The sequence below is a fragment of the Thalassospira sp. CH_XMU1420-2 genome (genome assembly GCF_037029325.1).
Lineage (GTDB): Bacteria > Pseudomonadota > Alphaproteobacteria > Rhodospirillales > Thalassospiraceae > Thalassospira > Thalassospira povalilytica.
Genome location: NZ_JAYMEG010000001.1, coordinates 792,871 through 816,989 on the forward strand (window position 1 = coordinate 792,871; position 24,119 = coordinate 816,989).

21 protein-coding genes are annotated in these 24,119 nt (G+C 44.9%); all 21 read left to right on the plus strand.

The window, feature by feature from the left end; translation table 11 throughout:
- Positions 1–98: 98 nt before the first annotated feature.
- The 21 genes from WA429_RS03535 to asnB all read left to right on the plus strand — a co-directional run bounded on the left by WA429_RS03535 (position 99) and on the right by asnB (position 24,114).
- Complete coding sequence (locus WA429_RS03535; protein WP_336107180.1) at positions 99–1,091, plus strand: radical SAM/SPASM domain-containing protein; 993 nt, start codon at positions 99–101, stop codon at positions 1,089–1,091.
- 21 nt (positions 1,092–1,112) lie between these two features.
- Entirely contained in the window at positions 1,113–2,237 is a 1,125-nt protein-coding gene (locus WA429_RS03540) for a DegT/DnrJ/EryC1/StrS family aminotransferase (RefSeq protein ID WP_287464257.1), read from the plus strand.
- 171 nt (positions 2,238–2,408) lie between these two features.
- A complete protein-coding gene (locus WA429_RS03545; protein ID WP_287464256.1) occupies positions 2,409–2,822 on the plus strand; it encodes an acyltransferase in 414 nt (137 codons plus the stop codon).
- Complete coding sequence (locus tag WA429_RS03550) at positions 2,803–3,828, plus strand: Gfo/Idh/MocA family oxidoreductase (RefSeq protein ID WP_287464255.1); 1,026 nt, start codon at positions 2,803–2,805, stop codon at positions 3,826–3,828. The genes WA429_RS03545 and WA429_RS03550 overlap by 20 nt, the downstream gene beginning before the upstream one ends.
- Before the next feature lie 2 nt (positions 3,829–3,830).
- Positions 3,831–4,817, plus strand: coding sequence for a GDP-mannose 4,6-dehydratase (locus tag WA429_RS03555; RefSeq protein WP_287464254.1), 987 nt, complete (start codon positions 3,831–3,833; stop codon positions 4,815–4,817).
- Complete coding sequence (locus tag WA429_RS03560) at positions 4,814–5,914, plus strand: DegT/DnrJ/EryC1/StrS family aminotransferase (RefSeq protein WP_287464253.1); 1,101 nt, start codon at positions 4,814–4,816, stop codon at positions 5,912–5,914. The genes WA429_RS03555 and WA429_RS03560 overlap by 4 nt, the downstream gene beginning before the upstream one ends.
- 1 nt (position 5,915) lies before the next feature.
- Complete coding sequence (locus WA429_RS03565) at positions 5,916–6,860, plus strand: sulfotransferase family protein (RefSeq protein WP_287464252.1); 945 nt, start codon at positions 5,916–5,918, stop codon at positions 6,858–6,860.
- 129 nt (positions 6,861–6,989) lie between these two features.
- Entirely contained in the window at positions 6,990–8,150 is a 1,161-nt protein-coding gene (locus WA429_RS03570; RefSeq protein ID WP_287464251.1) for an N-acetyl sugar amidotransferase, read from the plus strand.
- Positions 8,151–8,216: 66 nt separating this feature from the next.
- Positions 8,217–9,524 carry a glycosyltransferase gene (locus WA429_RS03575; RefSeq protein ID WP_287464250.1) on the plus strand — a complete coding sequence of 436 codons (1,308 nt, stop codon included), beginning with the start codon at positions 8,217–8,219 and terminating at the stop codon, positions 9,522–9,524.
- Positions 9,518–10,288, plus strand: a complete 771-nt coding sequence (locus WA429_RS03580; RefSeq protein ID WP_287464249.1) for an AglZ/HisF2 family acetamidino modification protein — start codon at positions 9,518–9,520, stop codon at positions 10,286–10,288. Before WA429_RS03575 ends, WA429_RS03580 begins: the two co-directional genes overlap by 7 nt.
- A gap of 18 nt (positions 10,289–10,306) precedes the next feature.
- Entirely contained in the window at positions 10,307–11,836 is a 1,530-nt protein-coding gene (locus WA429_RS03585) for a hypothetical protein (RefSeq protein ID WP_287464248.1), read from the plus strand.
- On the plus strand, positions 11,833–13,035 hold the full coding sequence (locus WA429_RS03590) for an N-acetyl sugar amidotransferase (protein WP_287464247.1): 1,203 nt from the start codon (positions 11,833–11,835) through the stop codon (positions 13,033–13,035). Before WA429_RS03585 ends, WA429_RS03590 begins: the two co-directional genes overlap by 4 nt.
- 10 nt (positions 13,036–13,045) lie before the next feature.
- Positions 13,046–14,209 carry a glycosyltransferase family 4 protein gene (locus WA429_RS03595; RefSeq protein ID WP_287464246.1) on the plus strand — a complete coding sequence of 388 codons (1,164 nt, stop codon included), beginning with the start codon at positions 13,046–13,048 and terminating at the stop codon, positions 14,207–14,209.
- The gene (locus WA429_RS03600) at positions 14,206–15,351 is read left to right on the plus strand and encodes a UDP-N-acetyl glucosamine 2-epimerase (RefSeq protein WP_287464245.1); all 1,146 of its coding nucleotides are present in this window, start codon (positions 14,206–14,208) and stop codon (positions 15,349–15,351) included. The genes WA429_RS03595 and WA429_RS03600 overlap by 4 nt, the downstream gene beginning before the upstream one ends.
- A 30-nt stretch (positions 15,352–15,381) precedes the next feature.
- Positions 15,382–16,590, plus strand: a complete 1,209-nt coding sequence (locus WA429_RS03605; protein WP_287464244.1) for a glycosyltransferase — start codon at positions 15,382–15,384, stop codon at positions 16,588–16,590.
- Between the two features lie 54 nt (positions 16,591–16,644).
- Positions 16,645–18,447: an ABC transporter ATP-binding protein gene (locus WA429_RS03610; RefSeq protein WP_287464243.1), complete on the plus strand. Its 1,803-nt coding sequence runs from the start codon at positions 16,645–16,647 to the stop codon at positions 18,445–18,447.
- Positions 18,444–19,337 carry a DapH/DapD/GlmU-related protein gene (locus WA429_RS03615; protein ID WP_287464242.1) on the plus strand — a complete coding sequence of 298 codons (894 nt, stop codon included), beginning with the start codon at positions 18,444–18,446 and terminating at the stop codon, positions 19,335–19,337. The genes WA429_RS03610 and WA429_RS03615 overlap by 4 nt, the downstream gene beginning before the upstream one ends.
- A 13-nt stretch (positions 19,338–19,350) precedes the next feature.
- Positions 19,351–20,160, plus strand: coding sequence for a hypothetical protein (locus WA429_RS03620; RefSeq protein ID WP_287464241.1), 810 nt, complete (start codon positions 19,351–19,353; stop codon positions 20,158–20,160).
- Between the two features lies 1 nt (position 20,161).
- Entirely contained in the window at positions 20,162–20,971 is an 810-nt protein-coding gene (locus WA429_RS03625) for a class I SAM-dependent methyltransferase (RefSeq protein WP_287464240.1), read from the plus strand.
- Positions 20,971–22,128, plus strand: coding sequence for a glycosyltransferase (locus tag WA429_RS03630; protein ID WP_287464239.1), 1,158 nt, complete (start codon positions 20,971–20,973; stop codon positions 22,126–22,128). Before WA429_RS03625 ends, WA429_RS03630 begins: the two co-directional genes overlap by 1 nt.
- 48 nt (positions 22,129–22,176) lie before the next feature.
- Positions 22,177–24,114, plus strand: coding sequence for an asparagine synthase (glutamine-hydrolyzing) (gene asnB, locus WA429_RS03635; RefSeq protein ID WP_287464238.1), 1,938 nt, complete (start codon positions 22,177–22,179; stop codon positions 24,112–24,114).
- Positions 24,115–24,119 lie beyond the last annotated feature (5 nt).

Sequence of the window (24,119 nt, forward strand, 5' to 3'; positions counted from 1 at the left end):
CGCGTACAGTTTACAGAATCGCGCGTGCAAACCCAAAAGGGTGGAAGTCGTATGTATGGAACACAGGTATGGCCCAAATGGGCTTAACTTGGCCACTCATGTCACCCGTGTACTTGTCGATTGAGCCTACCAACGCTTGTAATGCCAAGTGTCCAGTTTGCGAAACGGGAAAAAATGAAATGTCCCGCCGGAAAGGTATGCTTGATAAAGATGTTTATGAACGTTTTATTGATCAAGTGGCACCTACCACTAATTCTTTGCTCCTTTATTTTATGGGCGAGACTTTTTTGCATAAGCATGCATACGATATGATCCGATATGCAAGAGATCGGGATATTTACGTCGAGACTTGCACAAATGGCGATTTCGTAGATGCAAAAGGCGTCATTTATTCTGATATCAACAAAATCAGTTTTCAATTAGGTGGTATGACAGAGGAAACTCACCAGCGCTATCGCGTGGGCACGAGTTTGGCAGCTGCACAGCAAAAGCTCTTGGAACTCATCGAAGAGCGTAAAAAACATCCAGAATCGAATGTTCAGATTGAGGTCGGCTTTATCGTTATGCGTCATAACGAACATGAAGTCGATGAGTTCCTTGATTGGGCAAAAAATATAGGTGTTGATATTGCGAACATAGTGGATCCATGTGTTCGCAATATGCTGGAAGCATATGCTTATCTGCCGAAAAATCGTAAGTACTGGTTCTATGATGAAGTCGAATTTGAAAAGGGAACACTAAAACCAAAAGTTTTGCCCGATAATGAATGTGGATGGATTTGGAATTCTCTCCAGATAAACTGGAATGGGGATGCCGTTCCATGTTGTAGAGACCCAAATGGGAAACATATTTTAGGTAATGTATTCGAGGAAGGGCTTCATGCGGTTTTTAATGGAAAGCGTGCGCGTGAATTCCGAAATAAAATTCTAAAGGACCAGGGAAGTATTGACATATGTCAGCTTTGTTCTGGGTATGGCCTGCCTACCATGCAAAAGGAAAAACCTGTGAATTTTTCGGTTGTGCATCATACAACCAGTCCTGAGCAGGCCGAGAATATTGATCGTATTGCTCAGCAAGCAATACAAAGATAGCCAAGTTTAAGAGTGTGTTTCGTGATTCCATTTATTGATCTTCAAAGCCAAAGACAGAAAATTTCGTCAGAAATAGATGTCGCGATTACAAAAGTCTTGGATCATGGACAATTTGTCATGGGCCCTGAGGTGACTAAACTTGAAGAAAATTTGGCATCTTTTAGCGGTTCGAAATATGTCTTTTCCTGTGCAAATGGCACAGATGCTTTGCAGTTGGCTTTGATGGCACTCGGTGTAGGGCCGGGTGACGCTGTATTTGCTCCGTCTTTTACGTTTGTGGCAACCGTAGAGGCAGTGAGGTTGGTTGGTGCACAGCCGGTATTTGTGGATGTGGATCAAAAGACTTTCAACATGTGTCCGGATAGTTTGGCAGCGGCTGTGGGCAAAATAGTCCAAGATGGTGAGTTGCATCCAAAGGCGATCATCCCTGTGGATTTATTTGGACAACCAGCCGACTATGATGAAATCCTTCAGGTGGCTGATCGCTACAGTTTAAAAGTAGTGGCTGATGCGGCGCAGAGTTTTGGTGCAAGCTACAGGGGAAAGAATGTTGGGCAGCTGGGGCATATTGCAACCACGAGTTTTTTCCCCGCAAAGCCATTGGGGTGTTATGGGGATGGTGGGGCAATTTTCACCGACGATGAAGAACTTGCATCTGAAGTTAGGTCGCTGAGGAACCACGGGCAGGGTATCGATCGATACGATAACGTGAAAGTGGGTCTCAACAGTCGTTTGGACACTATCCAAGCTGCAATTTTGTTGGAAAAACTTAAAATTTTTCCGTCTGAAATCATTAATCGCGACAAAGTAGCGCACTTTTACTCGCAACAAATACCCGAAGAATTAGGTCGACAAGTGGTGATGTCTGGCGCTTCGTCGGTGTGGGCACAATATACGGTGTTTTGCGAGGAAAGAGATTCTATTCGGGACGGTTTGTCGAAGCTTGGTATTCCCACAGCTGTTTACTACCCGAAGCCTAACCACCTACAAACACCCTACCTTTCTGCAATTCGTTCTCCAACAGGGTTGCGGAACACAGAATATCTTCAAGAACGCGTATTTAGCTTGCCGATGCATCCATATCTAACTGAAGAAACACAAACTCAGATCATGACAGGACTGAAGAACACCTTGTCGTCCAGGTAGCGCTGAGCATTTTAAAAATTATTTTGGTGGTTCATGACTGTACCCACATACATACATCCGACAGCAGAGGTTAGTCCAAAGAGCTCGATTGGTAGTGGTTCGTCGATCTGGAACTGGACCAAGGTTCGGGAGGGAGCGACAATTGGATCCGCAGTTAACATTGGACAGGGTGTGTACATTGATTTCAATACTGAAGTAGGTGATCGCACGAAGATTCAAAATGGTGTATCAGTTTACAACGGTGTAACTATCGGATCTGACGTTTTTGTTGGTCCCAATGTTTCATTTACAAATGACCTAACACCGCGTGCCCACAATCAAAATTGGAAAGTGTCGGAAACTATCGTCGAAGATGGTGCGAGTATCGGTGCGAATGCCACTATTGTGTGTGGCATCAAGCTTGGGCGGCATTGTATGATTGCTGCCGGAGCTGTTGTCACTGCAAATGTACCTCCGCATGCCTTGGTTATGGGCTGTCCGGCACGCATTGTTGACTACGTGACAATAAGTGGCCAACGGCTATACGTGCAAGATCTGGAAACCATTCCTGAACCACGAAAATTGAATGACAAACAAGTTGGATGACATGCCGCCTATGCAAAAAAAGCAACTATCAGAAGGCATCTTAAACGTTGCTGTCATTGGTACGGGCGTCATGGGCCAGAACCATTTACGTGTCTATGAGGGATTAAAAGGCGTAAAACTAGTTGGTTTGTATGATGTCGATAAGCACAAAGCATCGACCCTCGCACAACACTATAACTGCGTCTCCTTTGATGAGTTGACGGATATCGTCGGAGTGGTTGACGCCGTTAGCATCTGTACCCCCTCCGTTACTCATCATGTGTACGGGCAATTCTTTCTTAGCAATGGTGTGCATTGTTTGATTGAGAAGCCGCTGGCTGCTTCACAAACCGAGTGTGAGGAATTGATCCGATCCGCAGAGAAGGCGGGTGTTAAACTGCTGGTTGGTCATATTGAGCGTTTCAATCCCGCTGTTCAACAAGTGTTCTCAATGCTACAGCAGGGAGCCAAAATCCAAGCTATCGAAGCCCGGCGGCTTAGTTCAGTCAGTGCGAGAATTAAGGATGTCGACGTCGTTATGGACCTCATGGTCCACGATTTAGATATTGTACTAGCGTTGGCAAGCAGTCCGGTTAGCAAGGTTTACGCCTCCGAAGTTAAAACAGATGTAACTTCGGGCGGGGATTACGTGACCGGATTGTTAGAGTTTGAATCCGGAGTATCAGCAACAGTCATTGCAAGTAGAATGTCCCAAAATCCTGTTCGCAAACTGACCGTCACGACTGATCGAGGTGCAGTTGAAGTGGATTATCAGAATCAGAGTGCCGACGTTTATCTGAAAACATCCACAATTGACAGAGGAGACGGTAGTCCATTCGGACAGTATGCGTCAGGGATTTCGATGGAGAGTGTGCAAATCCGTCGGCAGGAACCTTTGCAGTTAGAGCTCAGTCATTTTGTCGACATCATTAATCATGATTTGGAGCCTTTTGTATCGGGGCACCAAGCTTTGGATGCGCTTAAAGTTGTTTGGAAAATGCAAAATATTATTACGTGCGGTAGGTAAAAATGACCGAATTTCTGAAAAAGGATTTTGAAGGGCTGCGTGTTCTGGTGACCGGTGGAGCCGGATTTATTGGAAGTCATTTAGTGGACTCCTTATTAGAAGCAAACTGCGCTCTGGTTGCGGTTGTGGACAATTTGTTTTTAGGAAAATTAGAGAATTTAGAACAAGCTCAGAATTACGGCGAAAAATTCCGGTTTTATCGAGAGGATGCAGCTGAATTCTCTGCGCTAGACGCTGTAATGAGAGAAGTGAAGCCTGATGTTGTATTTAATCTCGCCACGAAAGCCTTATTGTATTCATTCTTCAACCCAGCAGGGGCTTGCCGAGTAAATTTAGATATTGCGCTTAATTTGGCAGAATTACTTAGGTTGGAAAGATACCAGCGATTAATACATGTATCCACATCAGAGGTATACGGAACAGCAATGACTGTTCCGATGTCAGAAAATCACCCGCTACTTGCTGAGACAACTTATGCGGCGGGGAAGGCAGCTGCCGACCTCGCTTTAGCGTCGTACGTTAACCAATATAATTTGAATATTACAACGGTTAGACCATTTAACAATTATGGTCCGAGGCAAAATGACGGACAGTTGGCGGCGATTATCCCTATCACAGCTAAAAGGCTGATGGAGGGAAAGCCTCCTATTATTCAGGGTGATGGTTTGCAAACTCGAGATTTTGTGTATGTGACTGATACGGTCGCTGGACTGATGCGTTTTGCCATTTCTGGCGATACTACCAGAGGTCAAATTTATAATTTGGCAAGCGGAAGAGAAACTACAATTAAGGAACTCGTGACCCAAATCTGCCGCTATTTCAATTATAAAGGTGAAATAGAATGGCAACCAGCGAGATCAGCAGATGTCCGTCGCCATTTGGCCGGGGTTGACAAAGCTCGATCCGCAATTGGAGCCGTAGGAACCACAGCCCTTGAGCAAGGCCTGGAACAAACCCTCGATTGGTACCGGGGACGAAATAGCAGATGATTCCTCTCATTAAGCCAGATATCAATTTCAGCGAAGTCGCAAGTGACATCAAAGATGTACTCGAAAGCGGTATGCTCACCTCAGGCAAGTTTGTGAGGGAATTTGAAGAGAAATTTGCTGAATACATAGGTGTAAAATATGCGCTGACGACTACTTCGGCTACGACGGCTTTGCATATGAGTTTAGTTGCCAGAGGGATTTCCGTTGGCGACGAAGTCTTGGTTTCAGACTTTACATTTCCCGCTTCGGGCAATGCCATTGCGCAGTGTGGAGCAACGCCGGTGCTGGTTGACTGCATTCCGGGGCGCTTCGATCTAGATTTGGATGACGCGCGCAGAAAGGTTTCTGCAAAGACTAAAGCGATCATGGTTGTGCATCCTTTTGGACAACCGGTTTCATCGGTTGAACTTAACGCCTTTTCTCTGGAAACAGGACTGTGGGTGCTAGAGGATGCAGCTTGTGCCGTGACGGCCACCTCTAACGGCACGAGATGCGGCGCAATTGGTGGAGCTGGATGCTTTAGCTTTCATCCCCGCAAAATTTTGACTACCGGCGAAGGTGGGATGATCACGACAGACAATGACGAGCTATTTGAGAAGCTGATGGTTCTCAGGAGCCATGGAGGCCAGAAGCTCGACGTTGGTTTTGAGTTCATTGAACATGGCTTCAACTATCGAATGAGTGAGTTGCAGGCTGTGCTCGGCATAGCGCAGCTCCAGAAGATTCAGGAAATCGTTGCTGAGCGGAAGAGAATATCTAAGATATACATGGACATGCTTGCTCCAATGAGTGCCGTCAGTATTCCGCTATCAGATGACGAAAGCGCATGCTCTTTTCAATCATTCGTTATTCTTTTGGAACAAAGCATCGATAGAAACGCTGTTATAGACCGGATGCGGCAGATGGGGATCGAAACGATGCTTGGCACCTACGCCATGCATGCACAACCCGCATTTTCGAAGTTTGGGTATAGGCCGGGAGACTTGTCGGAATCATATTTTGCACAGAACCAGAGCCTTACTCTGCCCTTGGTAAAGGGCATGACAGAAGTTGACGTTGAATTTGTTGTAAGCGGTCTGCAGTCGGCGATATCCTGACATGAAAGAAGAGCCTGCAAATATTTGCGAGATGCCTAAGTCACCAACCTTTTTGGTATGTGGTGCTGCTCAAGCGGGAACTAGCTATCTCAGCACTTCCATATCTGAGCATCCCGAGATTTTTATGCCTGTTAAAACTACTCCGGAGCCCCATTTTTTCTTGAAGGACTGGGAATATGAGAAGGGTTTCGGCAGTTATCTCCAAGAGTGGTTTTCAGGGGTCGGGGCGGAGAATGCAATAGGCGAAAAATCATCATCTTATCTTTATGGCGGCGAGGTTGTAGCTCGGCGTATAATCAACGCTGTACCCAGTGTGAAATTGATTGTGATGCTGCGTGATCCAGTTGAACGGGCTTGGGCAAATTACCGTTTTACTGCCCTCAACGGTTTGGAGCCCTATAGTTTTGAAGATGCAATCAGATATGAATCCAAGAGAAATTCGAGTGCTCAAGGTCGTTGGAAGACTATTAAGCCTTTCGACTATACTGGTAGGAGTATGTACGGTAAGCAAATAGAAGCGTTTCTGCGTGTTTTCCCGCGGGAACAGCTGTTGGTGTTAAAGTCTGAAGATTTTAGAGCAGATAGCGCTGGCGGGTTCAAGAAAGTCTTCGACTTCCTTGGAGTAGAGAATTCATTTCTACCAAAGAAAATGCCGCAGTTTAACAGTCCTAATGTGATTAGCCCGGAAATCCAATCGCAATGCCGAAGCGTGTTCGGCGATCGTTTTGGAGAAGTACTTAGGTATGTGAGAGCGCGAAATTCTGACTGTTCTTCTATAGTAAGAAATAGTTGCGAAGAAGAAGCTCTAAGCCGCCTAAAAGAAAACATTACTGAAGAGGCGCACGTAATCCCGGACCGATTACAGGCCCAACTTCGTCGCTTGTTTCATGATGATGTGATTAAACTTAGTAATATTGTCGACTTCTCCGTCGACGACTGGATTTAGAAACGCATGATTTAGCTGCGGATTAAATGTGACCTGCTATTTATGCTAAAACGGAATTATGTTTAGCCTGTAACATCTGTTCACAGGGCTGTGTTCCGTGAATATTTCTACGAGATGCAAGAGGAAGTTATGGAATTTTCAAATATTCAACGTTGTTCAAGGTGTATATACGACGAAACTGTCCCTTTGATAAAGTTCAATGAAGACGGTTTGTGCAACTATTGCGAAATTCACGACAAATTGTGCAAACAATATCCTGATGGAAAAGATGGCGAAGCGGCTTTGCAAAGTCTTGTCGTAAAGATTAAGGAGTCTGCGAAAGGAAAAAAATATGATTGCGTAGTCGGAGTTAGTGGTGGCTGTGATTCATCATATCTGATTGTTCGTCTGGTTGAACTTGGACTCAAGCCATTAGCAGTTCATTTTGATAATACATGGAACTCAGAAATTGCCACTCAGAACATTTATAAAGTGTTGGACAGTCTCAATGTCGATTTGGAGACATATGTAGTAAATAGTAAAGAATTCGATGATATTTTGAAGTCATTTATGCTTGCAGGTACTAATCATGTAAATGCTGCAACTGATATTGGCCTGGCTTCAGTGATGTATGCAGCCGCAGCTAAGCACGGTTTGAAGTATATTGTAGAGGGACATTCGTTCCGTACAGAAGGGATAGCCCCTTTGAATTGGGCGTATATGGATGGTCGTTATATCACTTCCATTCATGATAAGTTTGGTAGTCTCCCGCGTAAAACATTTCCCAATATGTCGCTATCTCAATTCATTTATTGGACAGCGGTAAAAGGCATCAAGCGCGTGCGGCCGCTTTACAACATGTCGTACCCAAAAGAGCAGGTTAAAGAAATGCTTGCCAAAGAGTATGGTTGGGAATGGTACGGTGGTCATCATTTGGAAAACAGGTTTGTTGCCTTTGCTCATCAGTACATTTTCCCGAAAAGATGGAATTACGACCTCCGTTATTTGGGGCATGCGGCTCTTTGCAGATCGGGCCAGCTGACCCAAGAAGAGGCGCTCCAACTCTTGGAAAACGAAGTTGTATGTCCGCCGGAATTTATTGACCTTGTTAAAAAGCGTATGAATTGGACTGACGAAGAGTTTGATCGAGTTATGTCCTTGCCCAAAAAAACTTGGACAGACTTTCCAACTTATAAAAAGCACTTTGAGTTGCTGCGCCCCCTATTTAGCGTGTTAGTCAGAGCAGGGCGTGTACCCGAAAGCTTTTATATGAAGTTCTGCTTCAAAAACCAACTCGGCGAGAATGAATAACAAGAGCGATCTAAAGGTCTACATAATTGCCGAGAGGCAACCGATTGTTTTTGGTTGGAATGTGCTATGGGTTTCCGAAATGAACGTATAAGAGTCTTTTTGGGTTTTACAGACACTTGTGGTGTTTATCGTAGCATTGAGCAATCTCTTCTAATGCAAGGGCATCGAGCCTATTTTCTCAATTTAGGAACGGATCTTCGACACGGATCCTCTCACACAGCTCTGATCCCAAGTGTTTTCCGGCGAGCTTACGACCTTGCACACTGCGAGGCCGATGGGGGCGCATTTTTCCAAAGCTGGCTTGGAAAATGGCTCTATAAGCCGGCATTGATCCTTCTTTCTGTTTGGATAGCTCTTAGCTTTGATGTGCTTTTAATAAAATCTGGTGCATGTCTGACTAACTCGAGGCTAGAGCTTCGGCTTGCGAAGCTTTTAGGTCGTAAAGTCATATACAGCTATCATGGTTCAGACTCGCGACCATTTTATCTGGGATACACAAGCACTCGGGAAAACTATCAAGAGAAGCTCAATGAACTAGAGGCCTTCAAGGCTATTTTACTAAAAAATGAGGAACTGGCTGATGTAATTATCGACAGCCCCTCATCTGCTCATCTGCATGCAAAGCGATGCTGCCTTAGGCAAGTCATCTTTAACCCGGTACCAGATGATCTGTTTCAGGGCCGAAAAATTGCTGGTGAAGAGGGACGGCCATTGAGATTGCTGCACGCACCGAGTGATCCATTATTGAAAGGAACTGACGTAATCCGCCGTGCAATCATGGACTTGAAATCAAAAGGTTATTGCTTCGAATACAAGGAACTTAAGGGAGTTTCAAACAAACAAGTTATCGAAGAAATTTTAGCCTCAGATATCATCGTTGATGAAATGTATAGTGACAACTATGCCGGGATTTTTGCGCTAGAAGGGCTTGCTGCCAAAAAAGTCGTCGTAGTCGGAGGTTACGCCTTCGAGCACCTTGATAGTTATGTGCCGGAGTGGGCTCGGGCGCCTACAGTTCGAACTCGTCCGGAAGAGTTGGCAGCCGTATTGGAAACTCTGATAACCGACGAGAAACTACGTCTAAGCTTTAGGGATAAAGCAGAAGCATATACTAGGGGTACTGTCAGCCCCAAAGCGGTCGTAGAGCGCTTGTTGACTTTGGCGCGTGGGGCTGCGCCTTCTGAATGGTTCTTTGACCCCGGAACTATACAATACATTGACGGCGCTGCGGCGCCTGTTGAGGAGATTTACGAGAATATCCGCAGAGTATATCAGCTGAATGAGGGGCGAACCTTTTTGGTCGATGATAAAAAAACGTTACACAAGTTACTTGTATCTACAGGAAGTTCAATTCCGGGAGGCGAGGGATGCTGATCCCACGCATCATTCCATGCCTTTTGATCGATCAAGGGGGAATGGTAAAAACACGTAAGTTCAAAAAAAAGACTTACCTCGGTGATCCGGTAAACGTGATAAATCTATTTAATAAATTTGAAGTAGATGAACTAGTGTTACTAGATATTGCAGCTTCCAAGTTAAATTGTGAGCCTGACGTGGGGTTGGTCGAGCAAGTAGCAGAAGAATGTTGGGTGCCTCTTACCTATGGTGGAGGTATTAAAAGTTTAAATCATATAGAGAAGCTAATTCGAGCCGGTGTGGAAAAGGTGGTGCTTGGCACAGAGGCGGCAAAAAATATCGATTTCGTTAGGGATGCAGCAAAGGAATTTGGTTCCCAGTGTATTGTTGGCAGTATTGACGCGAAGCAAAAAATGTTTGGTGGATACGAGTGTGTATTTTTAGGCGGGACTAAGCCCATGAACGTCACACCAGACCAACGAGCGCGACAATTGGCCGATGCCGGAGCAGGGGAAATCTTGCTTCAAAGCGTAAACCGTGATGGCGAGATGATAGGGTATGATTTGAAACTAATTTCCGCGGTAACAGCCGCTACGGATGTTCCTGTTGTGGCCTGTAGTGGTGCTGGATGTCGGGAAGATTTGTTGCTACCTATCTCAGAATGCGCAGCGTCTGCTTCTGCAGCGGGAAGCTTATTTGTTTTTTCTGGTAAAGAGCGCGGAGTTTTAATTAACTTTCCAGAAAGAAACGAGATCGAGGCATTGTTGAAGCCGTGTTTATAAGTCGAATTGTGTCTAGTGATGTTTGAATTCGTAATAGGTGTGGTTCTACTGGTCCCTATGTTTGTTATGCTTAGGGTGTTACCGATTTTGGGGGATAGGTATCAAGGCTGTGACGCATATAATATCTTGTTAAATGCAGAAGCTTTTCGGAAAAGTTGGAAACTGCCTATCGTTGTTGAGCCGGAGTTGTTTGTCCTGGAAAGACCGGAGCAGTGGTATCCACCAGGATTCATAATATTATGCGCGTTAATCCCCAAAAAGATTTTAAATAAATACTTTTGGGTGGTTAATCATATCGTGGACTGTGTTTCCGCGCTCGTACTATATGGTGTGGCCGTACATTTTGGTGCGGGAGTGCCGTTGGCGTTGTTGTTCGCGCTATTGTACGGGATCTCGGCAGGTCTTGTAATCGAGTTTTCGGCTCTGAATGTAAGACCATTTGGTCTTTTGCTGTTTAACGTATTGATGTGCTTGTCGTATGCGGGTGTTTACCGCGGAGAATATGACAGTATACTGCTATTTCTATTGTTATTGGTGTGCGTTTTATTATTCTTTAGTCACAAACTGTCGCTACAGCAATTGTGGTTTACTCTACCAGTCGTGTCTTTCATGACGATGGAGTTTGAATTTATTTTAATTGTTCTTGCGATATACTGCTTGCCTTTTGTGATTTGGCCGTCTGGAGCCCGTAGGATAGTTGTCGGTCATTGGAACATCGTTTTATTTTGGGCTAGAAACTGGAAAAATTTGGGAGCACATATTGTTCGTCAATCGCCGGTTTATGGCGGAAATCATAATTCGACCAGTTTTTATGACCAAAAAAATGAAGCCGGTGCCATAGGTTTCTTGAAAAATACCCTTCATCAGAACTACTTTCTATTTCCATTCATTGTTATTTTCGTAGAAGGAAATTACGGAGAAAATCAATATTTCTTGTATTTCTTGTCGGCGTGGGTGTCGTCTGTGTACATTTTAGGTTTTTCTGTGCATTTCTTTAAGTGTTTACGAGGAATTGGTTTAGGGCGGCAGTATTTTAAGTTTTCGTTGTTCCCTGCATTGTGTGGTTGTGCAATTGGGATTTCGGGGGAGAGTTCTGCGTTTGCAATCGGGCTCACGATCTGCTGTGCAATTTTAACTTGCCGCCAATACTTATTGATTCTTAGAACCAATATGAAGCGCAGCAACCTTGCGACAGAAGGGGCTGCTGATAACAGTTTGAGAGACATCCTCCACACGATTGCGGAAGACGGTGAGGTGTGCGTCATGTGTTTTCCAGTCCATCTTTGTGATTTTGTTGCATACAAAACGCAGAAACGTGTCTATTGGGGGACCCATAGCGATGTGTTCGATGTCCGACTGGAGCAGTTCTTTCCCGTATTGAAGAAGGACCTAAGCTACTATGTCAAAGATGGGGTCAATCGATTATTGCTGGATAGTAGATATGTTGCCCCTGAAGAACTTCGGATGAAGGGCGAGAGGCTACTGATGAAATCTGATGCATATTATTTGTATGATATCAGTACAATACAGCCGCTGGAGAAAGTATGACTGAAGCTAGAACGCATGAGGTAGAGGTAAAGATCTGCACGCGTTGTGTATATGACGAACACGTTCCGAATATCACTTTTGATAAAGAGGGTGTGTGCAATTTCTGCAAGTTGCATGATTCCCTCGAAGATCAATACCCGAACAAAGGCGCAAAAGGTCAAGAGGAACTGGCTAAACTCATTTCAGAAATGAAACAAGCCGGGAAGGGAAAGAAGTTCGACTGCGTTGTCGGTGTTTCGGGCGGCTGTGACTCAAGTTATTTATTGCATGTCCTTGTCAGAGAAGGGGTGCGTCCATTAGCTGTACATTTTGATAATACCTGGAATTCACCGGTAGCGACTCAGAATATCCACAAGATAGTCAGTGCGCTTGACATAGAGTTGTCGACATACGTTGTTAACAACAAAGAATACGATGACATCTACAGAGCATTTATGGCAGCTGGGGTCGCGGATATTGAAGCGCCTACAGACATAGGCTTTATCTCTGCGCTTTATCTGGCCGCGGAAAAACACGGAATTAAACACCTTGTCGAAGGTCACTCATTCCGGACGGAGGGAGTTTCTCCTCTTGGTTGGCTATATATGGACGGTAAATATATAGAGTCAGTGCATAAAGCATTCGGCAAGCTACCGATGAAAACTTACCCTAATATGACTCTTTCTCGTTTTCTGCGCTGGGTGATCGTCCGCGGTATCAAAAGAGTACGACCGCTATATTACATGGACTACGACAAGTCGGAAACAAAGAAGCTTCTTGCTGAGCGATATGGTTGGGAGTGGTACGGAGGGCATCACTTAGAGAATAGATTTACGGCTTTTTATCATAGTTACTTCATGCCGAAACGGTTTGGCGTGGATCAAAGGGCAAACGGGTACGCGGCGCTGGCGAGATCTGGTCAAATGTCTCGCGTTGACGCTCTGGCAGCGCTGAGAGAGCCTCCGCATCTTGAAGATGAAATCCTGGATCTGGTAAAAAAGCGCCTTAGCTTCTCTGGAGCAGAATTTGAGAAGGTGATGAGCCAGCCGCTCAAAAGCTGGAGAGATTTTAAAACTTACAAGAAAACTTTTGAAAGACTTCGCCCCTTGTTCTACATCCTTACAAAAATTGGCCGGGTCCCTGAAAGTTTTTACATTAAATTCTGTTTTCCTTGGAAGAAAATGGGCGATATTACCTCAGAAAGATCCAAGTTGAGGTAAGTGAAAGTCAATGAGCATTACAACAAAGCCCGTCGTGTTGAACGTTATGGACTCAAGCCTCGTTGATCTGGAGCGAAAAGGGGTACTTCAGTCTGTTTGCCGTCTGTACAATCCACAAGGAGCTTGGCAGAGAGTGTTGCATTTCACCCCGCATGAGCGGGACTTACAGTTACGCGGCTTTTTAGAACCTTATGGTATTGAGGTTTACTCTCATGGCGTTGAAGGGCTTTCCCCGCTTAAGGCATTGAGAACAACCTATCGTTTCTGGAAAATTTTAAAATCTGAAAAGGTCGACATCGTTCGTGGAAGGTTGCCCTACCTTGGAAGTTTGATGGCTGGCATTGCTTCCAGGTTGAGAGGTGTTCCATTCGTAGTGTCACTTGGGGGTGATAATAGAATTGTTCAAGAAAAGAATAAGCAATACAACTACAATAATCGCTTTCTGTCCTATGGGATCGAATGGCTAGTTCTCAAGTTGGCTAATTCTATCATTGTCCCGAATATATATACCGCAAGATATGTATCAAAGATTATTGGAAGTCGAAACGCAGAAACAAAGTGCGTCAGAATCCCTTGGTTGTCAGATCCGGTGACAAAAAAATCCGCGTATGAGAGCAAGTGGGGAGAGCACAAGCAAATCGTTATCGTGGGTTTTTTGAATAAATATAAATTTACCGATGTGATTTTTGATGCACTAAAACTCCTGTTCAGCCAGAATCAGATGGACGTCAAAGGGTGGAATATTGTCTTTTGCGGTGATGGTCCACTTAAAGAGGCCGGAGAGGAATTATTTAAAGATTGCAGCCAAGTTAAGTTCGTGGGATGGACTCAAAGAGAAAAAGTTCACGATTATCTAAATAGTGCGGGAATTGTGTTAGTACCGATGTCGGGTTTTGTTCTTCTTGAGGCTGCGTCTCTTGGAAAGGTGGTTGTCACCAGTGATGTTGAATGGCATCGCGAAATGATTTGTGACGGTGACACAGGAAGGGTGGTGGTCGCAACAGACCCGCAGGCGTGGTGTGATGCTATTGTGGATCTAATTTGTAATTTTGATCGTGCCACGAAAATGGGTGCTAAGCTTAAGGTGTTGTACGATCAAGATTACAGCCCAAAGGCGTCAATCGCGGCAGAGGTGGAGTTATATGGAAGGCTGACTTCCTGGGGGCAGAAATGAAGATACTTACAGTTGTTGGCGCGCGTCCCCAATACATTAAGGCTGCTCCTCTTTCTAAAGAATTTTCTAAGGTAGGGATTGAAGAGTATATTGTCGATACAGGACAACATTACGATCCTGCCATGGCAGGCAATTTTTTTTCAGAATTGGGCTTGCCGATTCCACGGTTTTCTTTGGGAATTGGAAGTGGCTCTCACGGGCAGATGACGGGGCGAATGCTTGAGCAATTGGAGCAGGTTTTTTGCGAGGTCAAGCCAGACGCTGTGGTTGTGTTTGGCGACACGAACAGCACGCTAGCCGGGGCACTTGCTGCTGTGAAGCTATCCATGCCTATTGTTCACGTGGAAGCGGGATTGAGAAGTTTTCGTGCTGAGATGCCTGAAGAAATCAACCGCAAGCTAACTGATCATATGGCATCAGTTTTATTGTGTCCTAATGCCGTGGCTGTTGAAAACCTCAAACGAGAGGGTATCGCTGGTGACGAAAATAGTGCCGAACTTGCCCAAATTAATGGCCGAATCGACTGGAATTTGAAAAAAGGGCCTCTGGTATGTAACGTAGGGGATATAATGGTCGACGGCCTGCGGTCAGTTCTCAGTAATAATATTAATTTAGATGTGTTTCACGAGATAACAGATAAAGAATACGTGCTTGTTACATTGCATAGGGCTGAAAGTACGGATGATGATGATGTATTCAGATATCTTGTGAATGGTATTATAGAGCTTTCAAATAGTATTGATGTTATTTTTCCTGTTCACCCGCGGACTCTGAAAAAATTAATCGAAACAGGATTACTTGAGCGTATTAAGCGTTCTAATGTAAGTTTGCTTGAGCCTCTTTCGTATACTAAATTTATTGCGTTGCAGTCCCGTGCGCGTGTCATCGTCACGGACTCCGGAGGGGTACAGAAAGAGGCGTATCTTTTAGCGAGGCCATGTATAACTCTGAGAGATGAGACAGAGTGGACTGAAACTGTTCTGACTGGATGGAACCAGTTGATCGGCCGCTATCCAGAAAAATTGGTTGACCGTGTGTTGTCTGCGACTGCTCCGAGCGGTCCGCAAAAAGATCTGTTTGGTGATGGCAGAGCAGCTATTCGAATAGCTGCATGCATCCAGTCTATCAAATACACTTATTAGTTATATTCAATATATGAGATGATTACCGATATGAATTCGGCGAAAAGTTTAGAGGAAGTAAACAACATAAAGGCATTATACCTAACATTTAATGTCAAATTTATGGATCCGACACGAGAGCTATTATTAAAAGTGTTGTCATTTTCTTGTGATCTTGATGTTTACGGCCCTGGATTCACCAGCGCATCTATATTGTCCAAGGGGATTGATGACTACGTCGCGTGCAACGGCCCTTATGATATAATAATAACCGACGAATATGTATTACAGTCTTTCAATATGGAAGACATAAGCTCTAACCGGTTCGTCAACCATGCTTGCCGATTTGATCGAAGTTTACTAATTGAGGCAGTAAAATGGCGAGAATTTCTAAGTGCATATCAAGGGGCGCGGGTGATTGCCTTGATGCAATCGGATTATTATAATTTTACGAATGTTCATATCGAAAGACTTCAGGAGTTAGGCGACTACTTCATTACCTGGGGCGAAGAGTTCATTTTTTCTAAATATGCTTTGGAATCGGAAAACATTCCAATCTGGGGTGTGGACGCCGATATCTATTCTAAATGGGAAGATAACTATTTAGATTTTCTAAAGCAAAATCCCCAAGCAATTATTTCATGTCCGCAGTTCGTTGCTCGTGACGAGGGAAGCGATCTGCCGCTACATCGCAGATCACGGGATTGGGCCTGTCTGGGAGCGGATTACAACGCTCGCGTAATTGCAAGAAAGATACTGGATGCCGAGGGATTTCAGCGACCAGGAAGGTGGATGCCACTTGCTTTCGCGCTCGCGAGTAAGGTTGGGTTCAATATGTATAATAAATACTGGACTCTTTCCGCCATTCAAGGTGGATTCCGACGGGCTCTACGCTCAGCCAAATTTACGTACACCTGTGGTAGTGTGCTTCGGTGGCCAATTAGAAAGTTTTTCGAGGTGCCTGTAAACGGCTCAGTGCTTGTATGCGACAAACCGAAGGGTTTTGATTGTCTTGGATTCGAAGACCGTATCAGTGCGGTAGTCTGCCGCCCGGAAGAAGTCATGGATGCACACTGGTGGCTTAGTTCTAACTTGGATAGAGCGCAGGAAATTGCTGACTCAGGACGTGCGCTTGTTTTGGAGCAGCACAGTGTCATGGCTAGGTCAAAGCAGATTGAACAAGCATTTAGTCTTATTAAGGATCAAAAGTTTTTTGGCTCTGAGTGGGTTGCTGGACAGTTTCAGCTTAAATCGATGTAAGCGAATTTTAGAAAATGAATTTTGACAAAGTGAGTAACGTTAGGTTTTTTTTGAATGTATAAGACAACATTGTTGGATGCTTGGTCATTGTTGGGATGGAAATTGCCATTGCTGGCTCTGGTGATGCTTGTGTCCTCAATGTTGGAGGGAATAGGATTGTCGATGCTTGTACCTCTCCTCTCCCAGTTGGGGATAGATCACGCGAGCGGGGAGGCAGGTGGCGCATTGCAGGGGGGTATCTCCCGCATTTTGTCTGTGCTCAGTATTCCAAATGAACTTGGCGCTCTTATGGCAGTTCTCGTCGTAATTTTGTTGCTGCAAGTGGCATCCACCTTTGCCCTGAAATTTTTAGAAGCGTATTCCACAACGAGATACACAGCCATGTGGCAAGAAAGCCTTTTTAGCTCGGTAATTAATGCGAGCTGGTCTTTTTTGCAGGGTTCAAAGCCGGAAGCGCAAGTTAACCAAATACTAACAGAGTCTTCGCGAAACTCAGCGGCACTTAGCTTGTTGTTGCAGATGATGAATAGCTGCTTCTACATTTTAGTGTATGCAATCATAGCGTGTTTAACTGCGTGGCAGGTTGTTGCTGGTTTAATCGTTGTCGGAGTTGCGATATTTCTACTCACCCGACCACTTAGTGACCTCAGCAGGAGAACCAGTTCTGAGGTTACAGCTGTTTCCGAGGCGCTGTACGGTAGCGTGCAAGATTTTCTGCAGAATGCGAAGCTCGTGAAGGCGACAGCAACAGAATTGACCGCGATCAGGGACGTTAAGCAAGCAATTGAACGGTATAGAAATATATTTTTTCGGTCAGGAGTTATTCCAGCGGTTACGCAGGCGGTATACATGGGCCTTGGCTATGTCTTGCTTGCCACGGGTGTTTGGTTCGGAATAGCAAGGGCTGAGATACCTGTCTCTGCAGTAATCGTAACGATCTACATTTTTTTGCGCTTGTATACCCAGTTGGCAAACTGTCAGCAATTGAAACAATCTTATTTACTATCGGCGTCAGCGCTCACGAATTGTCAAAATGAACTTGCTAACGCAAATGCGGCAGCAGAGCATCAAAATAGTCATGAGGGTAAGTTTTCGTCGACCGGTGCCGCAGAGATCGATGTCAAAGATGTATCCGTAGTTTACGATGACATTAATGCATTGAAGCATTTGTCAATAAAGATTGCGGCAGGAAGCGTGATTGGTCTTGTCGGGGCATCTGGTGCTGGTAAATCAACATTAGTGGACTTGATTGTTGGCTTGGCAGTTCCGGCAGATGGAGAGTTGATGGTCGATGGAAAGCCACTGAAAACATTCCCAATTGGGGATTGGAGGCGCCGGATCGGTTATGTTTCTCAAGAGACGTTGATTATAAAAGGAACTGTCGCGAGCAACATCGCGTGGGGAGATGTTGATGCCAGTTTCGAAGATATTGAGCGCGCAGCTAGATTGGCAAACGCTCACGAATTTATCATGGGAATGCCGGACGGCTATCATACCGTTATAGGTGGACGTGCGGTTAGGATGTCCGGGGGGCAGCGACAGAGAATTGGCCTTGCCAGAGCTTTGCTCGGCGCAAAAAAGCTGCTCATACTGGATGAGGCTACAAGTGCGTTGGATGCGGAAAGTGAAAGCAAGCTCCTTCAGGCAGTAGATGAATTACGTGGTGAGATTTCGATAGTTATGGTTGCTCACAGGCTATCAACACTCAAAAATGTCGATAGAATATATGTCCTAGACGAGGGCAGAGTAATTGAAAGCGGCACATTGAAGGAACTGTTGTCTGTGAAGGGCAAGTTTTCACAGCTTTGGTCATTGCAGTTTTCTGCAGGAAGCGACGGTGAGGGAAGTCGTCGATGAAACTCATAACGGCAAAAGATTGTAGTGGTTTTTTAAAGGTACCTCTTCTTGGCAAGAACTGCGCTGTTGTTGGCCCAAAGTCGATAGCGGGCATATCGGAGAATTCCATTGTATTTCTATCTAAAAACAGCGAAGAGGCAGTAAAGGTTATAAATTCCACCGAAAGTGTGGTCTGTGTAACTACAGAAAGTATAGCGCGAGACTTGAGATGCACCGTCATAGTGCACCCAAATCCGCGTTTAGCATTCTCACTGCTTGTGACCGAATTTTTCGTTATAAAGAAGACCGCCGTCATTAGCGATAAAGCTGAAATTGATGCTACAGCAGCATTTGAGGACGGTGTTAGTGTCGGACCATTCTCAGTAGTTGGAAAAAATGTAAAGATCGGAAGTGCAACAAGTATTTCTGAGAATGTTGTGATTGGGGATAATGTCGTTATTGGAAAAAACTGTATTATCAAGCCAAATACGACGATCGGCGCTAGCGGATTTGGTTTTTCCAAGAATTTTGACGGAGATCCAGTAGGCTTTCCTCACATTGGAAATGTTGTTATCGGTAACGATGTTGAAATAGGTGCTAATTGCACTGTAGTGCGTGCAGCTTTGGATACGACTACGATCGGAGATGCTGTGAAAACCGATGATCACGTGCATATAGCCCACAATTGTATCATTGGAAAACGAACGTTTCTTGCGGCTGGTGTGGTTGTTTGTGGCAGTTGTAACGTTGGTGCTGACGTTTGGATAAGCCCCAATTCGACAGTGATAGATTATTGTACGATAGGTGATGGTGCTTTCATCGGTCTTGGTAGCGTAGTCAGAAAACCTGTTTCGCAAGGGGAAAGGGTGTTTGGCGTGCCAGCAAATCCGATCGGTCGAAGAAAACTTTAAGAATGAAGTGTCAATGGTAATTGCTACTGAGTTTACCGAGCAGAAATACAGTGAATTGGTGTTAGAGGCTGTTTCAAAGTATCACTTTGATGGCAGTGATTTTAGGTCCGATGTTCCAAGCGTGTGTTGGCGACATGACGTCGACTACAGCCCCCATCGTGCTTTAGCGATGGCAAAAATAGAAGGTGCTGCTGGAGCTAAATGTGTATATCATTTTCTGTGTTCAAGTAGGTATTACAATATTTTAGAGCCAGAAATTTCCAATATTTGTCGTGAAATCGTTTCACTAGGGCATGAAATTGGTCTCCATTTTGATATGGACGTCCTTGGATCTTCTCCTGTTACTGAGAGTTTTCTTCTAGATCGAGTCTTAATGGAAAAAAATCTATTGTCTCAGGTTTTGGGCTGCGATCTTGTCTCGTTTTCGTTTCACAATCACGTATTACATTTGGAAAAGATTGTAGAGTCTGAACTTATTTGCGGCATGAGAAATCTAGCCAGCCCGAAATTTTATGAGCAAGCAAAGTATTTATCTGATTCCAATGGTATTTGGAGAGGTGAGACGCTCAAGGAGCTATTGTCCGGACCTTGTTATCCTAAGCTGCATATCCTAACGCATCCTGTTTGGTGGACTCCGGACCCGTTAGTGCCGGTGCAATGCGTTAGTAGGGCGGTGGAAGGAAGGGCTGTGGCAAATAAAACTTTGTATATCAAGATTATGCAGCGAGACGGCCGTTTAACGCAAATAGGCGAGCTAATTGGATTAACCGAGCAAGATCTGCAATTGGCCGGACTGAATGCTCACGAAAAATTACAGGATTAGTATGTCAGAACTACGTTTTGAATTTGGGCGAAACTGGAAATCCTTTTCAAAATCGCTAGATGAAGAACGTATCAGATCTTCTGTTATTAATTTACAGAGATTGCTTCAGGAAGATGACCTTAAAGGCAAGACATTCCTTGATGTTGGATCGGGAAGCGGCTTGAGTAGTGTTGCTGCTGCGAAGCTTGGCGCAAGACTGTTTAGCTTTGACTACGATAAGAATTCAGTTGATAGCACCCGGCAAAACTTGAGCCAATATTGCAAAGGTGGAAGCTATGAAGTCCAACAGGGGTCAGCTATTAATCCGGAATATATGACCAAACTCGGTCATTTTGATGTCGTGTATTCATGGGGGGTACTGCATCATACCGGTGAAATGTGGAATGGAATTGATTTGGCTTCTAAATGCGTCAAACCCGGTGGAAAGTTCGCTCTAGCGATCTATAACGATCAGGGTGGAGCCAGTAATCGGTGGAAGTCGATAAAGAAGACGTACGTAAATCTACCTGGTTTTCTACAGCTAGGATTGGTTCTATTTGTCGCAACGTATTTCGAAGTGAGATCAAGCTTAATCCGACTGATCCGAATGCAAAATCCTCTTCCATTCAAGGATTGGGCGAGCCGAAAAGACGATCGAGGGATGTCCGTTTGGCATGATTTAGTGGATTGGGTTGGAGGGTATCCATTCGAGGTTGCAAAACCGGATGAAATTTTCGTTTTTCTAAAAGATCGCGGGTTCCAGCTGGAGAGCATGAAAACTTGCGGTGGTGGACATGGCTGTAATGAATTCTTGTTCACGAAGATAGATTGATGAGTAGGCGCAGTGTTGTCTATTTGACTGGGGGCTTCTCAATCGGGGGCACGGAGAGGCATTTGGCGACGATTTTGCCTTTTCTCAGTGATCTAGGTTACGACATAAATGTTATAAGTCTTGGTCCGGATGGGCCAATGAGTGAGCCTATCCGCGAAGCGGGAATAAATATTTTTCAAGTTTCGCCGCAAGGCCGATTCAATATACCGAAGCTTCGAGGCATATATGCGATATTGAAGCAATTGTCGGAAGTTAGATCAATTGTGAAGGATATCTCACCAGATATCCTTCATTGCTTCCTTGGTATGCCCAGTATCATTGGTGCATTGACTTATAAAAAATCCCCAAAATGCAATCTAATCATCAGCAAGAGAAATCAACTGTCGCGTCCGGATTCATTTTATAAGGAAGGGGTCGTAGAACTAATTGCTATGAAAATGGCAAAAGTTGTTATGGCACATTCTTCCGTTGTTCGAGATGAGTTGATCAATGCGGGCATAGACGCCAAGAAACTGAGAATAGTACATAATGGTATTAATAAACTACCATATGAACTTGCCCGGATACGGAGACAAGAGCTCCGTATACACTATGGATGGGCTCAAGAGGTTGTTTTCGTTATGTTAGCGAATTTAATTCCATATAAAGGGCACAGCTTTTTATTTGATGCTTTGGAAAGGCTTCAAAGTTGTGAGTTCGGAAATGCGCCTTGGCGGGTAGTGCTGGTTGGGACAGGGCAAAGTGAATACGAGGCATTTTTGCGTGAACGTGTCCGGCAGGCAAACCTGAGTGCAAAGGTTTCTTTTTTAGGTCGTAGAGAAGACACCGCAGAGATTTTGGCAGCGTCGGATGTAGGTTTGCTGCTATCGGATCATGAGGGTTTTTCAAATGCTGTATTGGAATATATGGCTTCAGGTCTGCCGACAATAGCGACCGCAGTTGGTGGTAATATAGATGCTGTCAAAGACGGTTTGTCCGGCAAGTTAATAAAGGCACGCGACGCTTGTGGCCTCGAGGAGGCTATTAGATATTTCTTCATTAACGAAGTTGATAGAATAAGTATTGGAAGCGAGGCGAAATTATTTCTTGAGGATAGGTTTAGTTTGAGAATGTGTGTGGAAGGATACGACCAAGTATACTCCGAGCTGTTGCAGTAGCCATATGATTGGTTTTTGGTAGTAATTTATTTTTTCTAGTGAGCGAAGATGTGTGGCGTCGCAGGGTTTGTATTTCCAAACAATAATTTTTCGAAAAAATATATGGAAAGTCTTTCCGTCTCAATGGGCAATGCGATAGCTCATCGTGGTCCAGACGGCTCAGGTGTTTGGTTGGATGTTGAAAGGGGCGTCGGATTGGTGCACAGGCGCTTGTCAATTATTGACCTCTCGCCTGCCGGAAGTCAGCCTATGTTGTCGGACAATGGCCGATTTGTCATTGTGTATAATGGTGAAGTCTATAACTGCGAAGAAATACGTGAGGCGCTACGCGCTTGTGGCGTAAATAGCTATCGCGGGCATTCTGATACCGAGGTCATCCTAGAAGCTATTTCTCAGTGGGGGATTGAGGAAACATTTAGGAAAATGAACGGGATGTTTGCTTGTGCGGTGTGGGATCGTAGGGAGGCAAAACTTTCGCTGGTTCGTGATAGGCTGGGTATTAAGCCTCTTTATTGGGCGGTCCAGCACGGTAAGGTGTTTTTTGCGTCTGAACTGAAGGCTCTTTATCAAAACACCGAATGGGCAGGTTGCATCGATCGGGGGGCGTTGGCCAGTTATTTGCGCCATGGCTATGTTCAGGGACCTTGGACTATCCATCAGGGTGTGGAAAAACTTAAGCCGGGTTGTGTTGTTACAATTGAACCTTCGACCGGAAAAATTGAGCGCCAATCTTTCTGGGACATGAAAGATGTAGTAAAATACGGGTGCGAGAACCAATTCCAGGGTAGTGCACGGGATGCCGTTGACAGTCTAGAGGATTTATTGTCTGACGCGATCCAAAGGCAGATGGTCTCAGATGTGCCCTTGGGAGCGTTTTTATCTGGGGGGATTGACTCTTCTGTTGTAACGGCATTGATGCAGCGATCTTCCTCTCGGCCAGTTAAGACGTTTTCAATCGGTTTTGAGGAAGCAGGTTATAATGAAGCTCAACATGCCGCAGAGATAGCAAAACATCTTGGATCCGACCACACCGAGCTGTATGTGTCTGCGCAGGATGCCCTTGATGTCATTCCCAAGCTTGCTGATATATATGATGAGCCATTTGCGGACTCGTCCCAAATTCCGACCTATTTAGTGTCAGAAATGACCCAGAAGCACGTGACTGTCGCCTTGAGTGGCGACGGAGGGGATGAGCTGTTTGCTGGGTATTCGCGTTATTTCCAGACCTTGAAAAGGCGGGAAGTGCTTCGAAGGATCCCGGAAGGGGTTCGTTCAGTGGTAGCATCTGTGCTGCGATCTTTGCCCGGCAAGGCGTTAAACAAAATTCAACGTAGGTTATCAGTTTTTCCTGACCGCCCAAATATTGGCGGAAAATTGAACTTGCTTGGTGAGTTTCTGTCGGATGAAGGGCTGGCGATGTATCGTCAAGCTTTGTGTCATTGGCATGATCCTGAGCAAGTGATATTGCAGAGTCACGAGACAAAAGGAATCCTGTGGTCTGATGATTTATTCGACATTGCGCCCAGTCTTTTAAAATTGATGCGATATTTGGACACCTGCAGCTATCTTCCTGATGATATTTTGACCAAGGTAGATCGTGCTAGTATGGCTGTGTCTCTTGAAGCGCGGGTTCCGCTGTTGGATCACAGGGTAGTGGAATTTGCGTGGGCATTACCCGACGAAATCTTATTGAAAGACGGCGAGGGAAAGTGGCCGCTCAGGCAGGTTTTGGATCGATATGTGCCGCGAGAGCTAAGTGATCGACCCAAAATGGGTTTTGGGGTGCCATTGGACAAGTGGCTGAGAGGTCCTTTGCGTGAGTGGGCTGAAGAATTATTGAGTCAGCATAGTTTGAGTGAGTACGGCCTGGTCAATCCAAGACCAGTATTGCAGATGTGGAAAGATCATGTCTCAGGCAAAGGAAACTACCAATATCAATTGTGGGATATAATAATGTTGCAAAGTTGGTCTAGGAGATACCTCTGATTATT

Coding starts and splice junctions, on each gene's coding strand:
- WA429_RS03620 (WP_287464241.1), top strand. CDS start 19,351: ATGGTAATTGCTACTGAGTTTACCGAGCAGAAATACAGTGAATTGGTG.
- WA429_RS03630 (WP_287464239.1), top strand. CDS start 20,971: ATGAGTAGGCGCAGTGTTGTCTATTTGACTGGGGGCTTCTCAATCGGG.
- WA429_RS03565 (WP_287464252.1), top strand. CDS start 5,916: ATGAAAGAAGAGCCTGCAAATATTTGCGAGATGCCTAAGTCACCAACC.
- WA429_RS03610 (WP_287464243.1), top strand. CDS start 16,645: ATGTATAAGACAACATTGTTGGATGCTTGGTCATTGTTGGGATGGAAA.
- WA429_RS03600 (WP_287464245.1), top strand. CDS start 14,206: ATGAAGATACTTACAGTTGTTGGCGCGCGTCCCCAATACATTAAGGCT.
- WA429_RS03595 (WP_287464246.1), top strand. CDS start 13,046: ATGAGCATTACAACAAAGCCCGTCGTGTTGAACGTTATGGACTCAAGC.
- WA429_RS03580 (WP_287464249.1), top strand. CDS start 9,518: ATGCTGATCCCACGCATCATTCCATGCCTTTTGATCGATCAAGGGGGA.
- WA429_RS03605 (WP_287464244.1), top strand. CDS start 15,382: ATGAATTCGGCGAAAAGTTTAGAGGAAGTAAACAACATAAAGGCATTA.
- WA429_RS03535 (WP_336107180.1), top strand. CDS start 99: ATGTCACCCGTGTACTTGTCGATTGAGCCTACCAACGCTTGTAATGCC.
- WA429_RS03555 (WP_287464254.1), top strand. CDS start 3,831: ATGACCGAATTTCTGAAAAAGGATTTTGAAGGGCTGCGTGTTCTGGTG.
- WA429_RS03575 (WP_287464250.1), top strand. CDS start 8,217: ATGGGTTTCCGAAATGAACGTATAAGAGTCTTTTTGGGTTTTACAGAC.
- asnB (WP_287464238.1), top strand. CDS start 22,177: ATGTGTGGCGTCGCAGGGTTTGTATTTCCAAACAATAATTTTTCGAAA.
- WA429_RS03625 (WP_287464240.1), top strand. CDS start 20,162: ATGTCAGAACTACGTTTTGAATTTGGGCGAAACTGGAAATCCTTTTCA.
- WA429_RS03550 (WP_287464255.1), top strand. CDS start 2,803: ATGACAAACAAGTTGGATGACATGCCGCCTATGCAAAAAAAGCAACTA.
- WA429_RS03560 (WP_287464253.1), top strand. CDS start 4,814: ATGATTCCTCTCATTAAGCCAGATATCAATTTCAGCGAAGTCGCAAGT.
- WA429_RS03570 (WP_287464251.1), top strand. CDS start 6,990: ATGGAATTTTCAAATATTCAACGTTGTTCAAGGTGTATATACGACGAA.
- WA429_RS03615 (WP_287464242.1), top strand. CDS start 18,444: ATGAAACTCATAACGGCAAAAGATTGTAGTGGTTTTTTAAAGGTACCT.
- WA429_RS03585 (WP_287464248.1), top strand. CDS start 10,307: ATGTTTGAATTCGTAATAGGTGTGGTTCTACTGGTCCCTATGTTTGTT.
- WA429_RS03590 (WP_287464247.1), top strand. CDS start 11,833: ATGACTGAAGCTAGAACGCATGAGGTAGAGGTAAAGATCTGCACGCGT.